Raw genomic sequence first — 4823 nt, 5'->3', positions numbered from 1 at the left:
GAAATGACTTCTTCCAGTGAATACCTTGGAACGTTGAAGCCCCTCTTTATGTTGAGCCACTCCCTGAAGGAAGCCGGTGGGAGTTCCCTGAGGACGACCCTTCTTGAGAGGTCGACCCCCGAATGGACTAAATCTATGGCCGATGAGCCTGAGAAGAACACCCTGACCTCGTGCTCGTCGTAGAGGGTCTTTAAGTCCCCGGCCCAGCCAGCTTTCCGGTGAATCTCATCAATGAAAACGTTCCTGTAGCCCATCTCCGCGAGGGCCTTCACCACCTCGTAGAGTGAAAAGGGCTTTATAAGGGTCGAATCGGCCGAAAAATAAACGCTCCTTTTGGTTTCGTTTGCCAGCTGGAGTAGGAGGACTGTTTTGCCGACACCTCGAATACCTTTAACGCCGACATAGTATTCCTCATCAACGGCTTTAAGCTCGTCGAAGAGAAAGCGCTTTTTCGGGAACTTCCTCGCCCACGCCATCACCCGCCGGCTCGTGGCGATGAGTGAAGTGAGTATCCTCTCGTCCATGTTTTGGAGTTGGATTCTTTGTTTATAAATTTTGTCCTCACATAAGGACGATATGCGTGCATATCGTTCAGGAAAAAGGACGAAATGCAGACCTCAAAGCGGGGGCTTCAGATAAGGAGTTTCCGAAGATTCTGCCGAGGTCGGAAGGCTTATCTCTCCCAAAGGAGAGGTTTAGCGGGTGGTGGGCTTGTCGCTTTTACCTTTGCTGGGGATGTCCATATTTGGTGGAAAGAAGAAAGAGGAGAAAAAAGATCGAATACCCGCCAGGAATTACGAGGGACTTGCTACGCACCATACATCATATCGTGTTCTACCATGGAACGGGATTGTACAAGATACTGGCACGGGCAACTCCGGAGCAAGATGTGGAACACGTAAAAAATCCTTGCACACGACGAAGGCATTGGACCGAGGGTAACAAAAGGTGCAGGATACAAAAATACGTTGATGAAGTAAGGGATCCCTTACACAGTGCAATGGTCGCACACTACCCGCTCCTTCACACAATCCTGACGTTAGCAATGGCATACCATACAGGGACGCATAACCCGGAAGCAACAAAGCCAATAGAGAAGGTCTTAAATGCAAGTTACACACTCAAGGAAGACTACAGCACGATAAAAAAGAATTACAAGCAGCTCGCGAGGGCAATAGCACACCACGCAAGGGAGCAAGGGCTTATTACAGACGAAGAAAAAACAGCAAAAGTAATGGAACAAGCATTTGAGAAGGCATGTAAGATAGTTGATAAGCTCCTCCCAGAACTCCCAAAACTCACTGTGGAGAGGGCAAAAATAGCTGAAAAGGCACTTGAATATTACACTGATGATCCCTTCGTCGTTCTACGGAACGCGGGCATCGATATCGAGCCGGAACTTGAAGAATTTAGAGAGTTCTTGGCGGAGATCAGCGGGAAGAGGGCAAAGCCCAAAGAGACAGCGAAAACCCCGCGCACCCTCATCCCGAGCGAGGTCTTGGCAATAGCGAAAGCCCTCGAATACTCGGGCTTCTCTCCCGATGCCCTAAAGCGGGCCGAGGAAGACCTAACTCAACGCCTCGACGAGCTCCTCGGAGACCCTGAAGGCAATGCCCTCGAAATAGCCTACACCGCCAAACTCCTCAGGCTGCTTCAGAAGGGTGAGGTTGATAAGATAAAGGAGTTCGCTAGGTGATGCCGTAGAGGAACTCCGGAACCTCATGGCCACTCAGAACCCTAACGCCCCTTGGATAGCGCCCCCTCTTCTTTCCAGATTTGACCTCGACCCTAAGGTTTCCCGCTATTGCATCGACCTCGTAGGAGTTGCGGTAGTAGAAGACCTCCCCGAACTTCCGGTAGAGATGCTCCTGAACAAGCCACTCGTAGAGCACGGCCCTGTCGGTTTTCCTCCTCGTCCACAGCTCCATGGCCCTCACGATGAGCGGATCACGGAGGATTAGCTTCCTTTCCTTCCTCGGGTAGACCCTTCCGTCACCGCCGAGGTAGAGAACCTGCAGGAGGACGTGGAAGGCTTCGAAAAGCTCGACGTAGTCCCTCGCTGTGTGGGGGGAAACACCAACGGCCTTCGCTATCGCGTTGAATGAAGTGGGCGAAGGGGCCTTATCTAGTATTGCTCCCATAACGTCTCTCGCAAGGTCGGTTGAGCGGTCTAGGGCCTTCAAGTCCGCCTTAAGGAAGCCCACCAACTCCTCGACCTTTAAGTTGCCGTTCAGATAGGCGAGGTATCCTCCGGTTTTAAGGTAGTTCTCGAAGACTTCTGCTCCCTTCGAGGGGAAGAACTCGTCGTAAAAAAGGCTGTAGTAGTCGCGGAAACTCAGGGGCATAACTTCAATCGTCTCTCCATTCCCCCTTCTACCGCCAAACGTCTCAAAGTGCCGGCCCAAAGTCAGGGAAATCGAGCCCGTTACTGTAACGACGTCGTTTCTCAGCTCACCTCTGTCTATGAGGAACTTAAGGGCGCGCCACCAGTCTTCCACGAGACTGACCTCGTCGAGGAATATGAATGCCGTCTTAACGCCTTTTCTTTTCTTCAGCCTTAGATAGTCGTTCAGAACTTCCAAAAGCTCTCTGTGGTCCTCAAGGACGTCACAGCTGAAGTAAAAGATGGAATAAGGAGTGCTGGCTTTTTTGAGGAGCTCCCCGATGAGAAGCTTTATCCCGAGGGTTTTTCCAACCCTTCTCGGGCCGACTACGAAGTTGAGCGAAAAAGGTTTCAGCGAGAGCTCATCAAGCCATTTCGGCCTGAGCCTGTAGGTGAGTTTTTCAAAGAGCTCCCAGTCCCTGTCGGGCTCGCCGAACCACCAAGGGTTTTGCAGCTCAAGCATGTGCAGTTTTAGTGCAAACGCATTTATAAAGATTTTGCACTCGCACTGCAAAGATATTTAAAAAGAAGTTTGCAGTGGTGGTGCAAACTATTTTCAACCACGTCAATGCTCTCGATGGTGGTGAGCCTTTCAACGGAAGTCCATTCCCCGTTCCTTCTCTGGTTTTAACAGGAAAAAGGATCAGAAGTAAATCCCCATCTCCTCCGCTATTTTCCTAAGACGCTCTATCCTTGCCTCGGTCGGCGGGTGGGTTGAAAAGAGGTTCGCTATGCTCATGCCCCTGAAAGGATTGACTATGAACATGTGGGCAGTTGCAGGGTTGCCGCTCCTCATCGGCCTGTAGCGAACGGCCTCCTCTATCTTCATCAGCGCGCTGGCAAGGGCGTGCGGTTTCCCGCTTATCCTCGCTCCCCCTTCGTCAGCCAGGAACTCCCTCGAACGGCTTATCGCCGCTTGGATAAGCATCGCCGCTATTGGAGCTAAAATCGCCACGAGTATCGCCGCTATGACCTCCCCGCCCTCATCCCTGTCCCTGCTGAAGCCTCCGAATATGGCTATCCATCTCGCCCAGTAGGCGAGCTGTATTATCGCTCCAGCCATTGCCGCCGCTACGGTGCTTATCAGTATGTCCCTGTTCTTTATGTGGGTCAGCTCGTGGCCGATAACTCCTTCAAGCTCGTCCCTGTTGAGTATTCTGAGGAGGCCCTGGGTGACTGCAACGACCGCGTGCTTCGGGTTTCTCCCCGTTGCGAAGGCGTTTGGAGTGTCCGTCGGGATTATGGCAACCCTCGGCGTCGGAAGGCCGGCCCTCTCCGCGAGCTTCCTGACTATGGCGTAGAGCTCAGGTGCCTCGTACTCATCAACGACCCTCGCGTTGTACCAGCTCAGCACTATCTTGTCGCTGTACCAGTAGGTGATGAAGTTGAAGAACATTGCAAAGAGGAACATGAAGAACGCTATCCTCGGCCCGCCGAAGAGGTAGCCTATCCCCATGAGCAGGCCTGTGAGTATTCCCATTAGAAGGCCCGTTCTGAGCCATAGCATCAGTCCCACTCTCTCACCCCCGGATTAACATAACGAACGGGAAATAAAAACTTTTGGTGGAGGGGTAAGAAGAAGAGAAGGCGGGCATCACATGCCCATGTCCATGCCGCCCATTCCGCCCATACCGCCGGGCATTCCGCCTTCGCCCTTCTCGGGCTTGCTGGGCTTTGCAGCTATGACGTCGTCTATGCGGAGTATCATTATCGCGGCCTCGCTGGCGCTCTTGATGGCCTGCTTCGTGACCCTGACCGGGGCTATAACGCCCTTCTCAAGCATGTCCGCTGGTTCACCGTCAAAGACGTCAACGCCTATCGCGATGCCCCTGTTCTTGTGCTCGCTGATAACCCTCACCATAGTGTCTATCGGGTCGAGGCCGGCGTTCTCAGCGAGAGTCCTCGGGATAACCTTCAGGGCCTCTCCAAAGGCCTCTATTGCGAGGGCTTCCTTGCCACCGACCTGCTTGGCGTACTCATCGAGCCTGATGGCCAGCTCAATCTCCGGGGCACCTCCGGCCGGGAGAATCTTCCCATCTTCCATGACGTCCTTGACGACCTTGACTGCGTCCTCCAAAGCCCTCTCGACTTCATCAACAACGTGCTCCGTTCCACCGCGGATGAGTATGGTCACAGCCTTCGGGTTCTTGCAGCCCTCGACGAAAATCATGTTCTCTCCAGCGACCTTCCTCTGCTCGACAAGCTCTGCGTAGCCGAGATCCTCGGGGGTTAAGTCCTTCACGTTGGTGACGATTTTGGCTCCGGTGGCTTTCGCGAGCTTCTCCATGTCGCTCTTCTTGACCCTCCTCACCGCCATTATGCCGTACTTGGCTAGATAGTGCTGGGCTAAGTCATCAATGCCCTTCTGGACGAAGACGACGTTGGCACCAACCTCCCTGATCTTGTCGACCATCTCGCGGAGCATCTTCTCCTCCTGCTC

At 53.2% G+C, this 4823-nt stretch carries 5 protein-coding genes; 1 reads left to right on the top strand and 4 read right to left on the bottom strand.

All coding sequences use genetic code 11. From position 1 onward, the window contains the following. Positions 1–524, bottom strand: a 524-nt coding sequence (locus MVC73_RS02315; RefSeq protein WP_297506512.1) for an AAA family ATPase, incomplete at its 3' end; no start/stop codon positions are given. 224 nt (positions 525–748) lie between these two features. On the opposite strand from MVC73_RS02315, the gene MVC73_RS02310 reads away from it, so the two are divergent. Beyond that, the gene (locus MVC73_RS02310) at positions 749–1696 is read left to right on the top strand and encodes a hypothetical protein (protein ID WP_297506510.1); all 948 of its coding nucleotides are present in this window, start codon (positions 749–751) and stop codon (positions 1694–1696) included. Here the strand turns inward: MVC73_RS02310 and MVC73_RS02305 are convergent. The 3 genes from MVC73_RS02305 to thsB form a co-directional block, all read right to left on the bottom strand. Continuing rightward, positions 1689–2846, bottom strand: coding sequence for an ATP-binding protein (locus tag MVC73_RS02305; RefSeq protein ID WP_297506508.1), 1158 nt, complete (start codon positions 2844–2846; stop codon positions 1689–1691). The two genes, MVC73_RS02310 and MVC73_RS02305, sit on opposite strands and share 8 nt — an antisense overlap. Positions 2847–3026: 180 nt before the next feature. Next, positions 3027–3899, bottom strand: coding sequence for a zinc metalloprotease HtpX (locus tag MVC73_RS02300; RefSeq protein WP_297506506.1), 873 nt, complete (start codon positions 3897–3899; stop codon positions 3027–3029). A 78-nt stretch (positions 3900–3977) separates the two neighbouring features. Next, positions 3978–4823: thermosome subunit beta (gene thsB / locus MVC73_RS02295; protein ID WP_297506504.1), on the bottom strand; the 846-nt coding region annotated here is incomplete at its 5' end.

It is taken from the genome of Thermococcus sp. (assembly GCF_027052235.1).
Taxonomy (GTDB): Archaea; Methanobacteriota_B; Thermococci; order Thermococcales; family Thermococcaceae; genus Thermococcus.
Note: the sequence above shows the minus strand (reverse complement) of the source record. Positions and strands in the feature narration are given on the sequence as shown.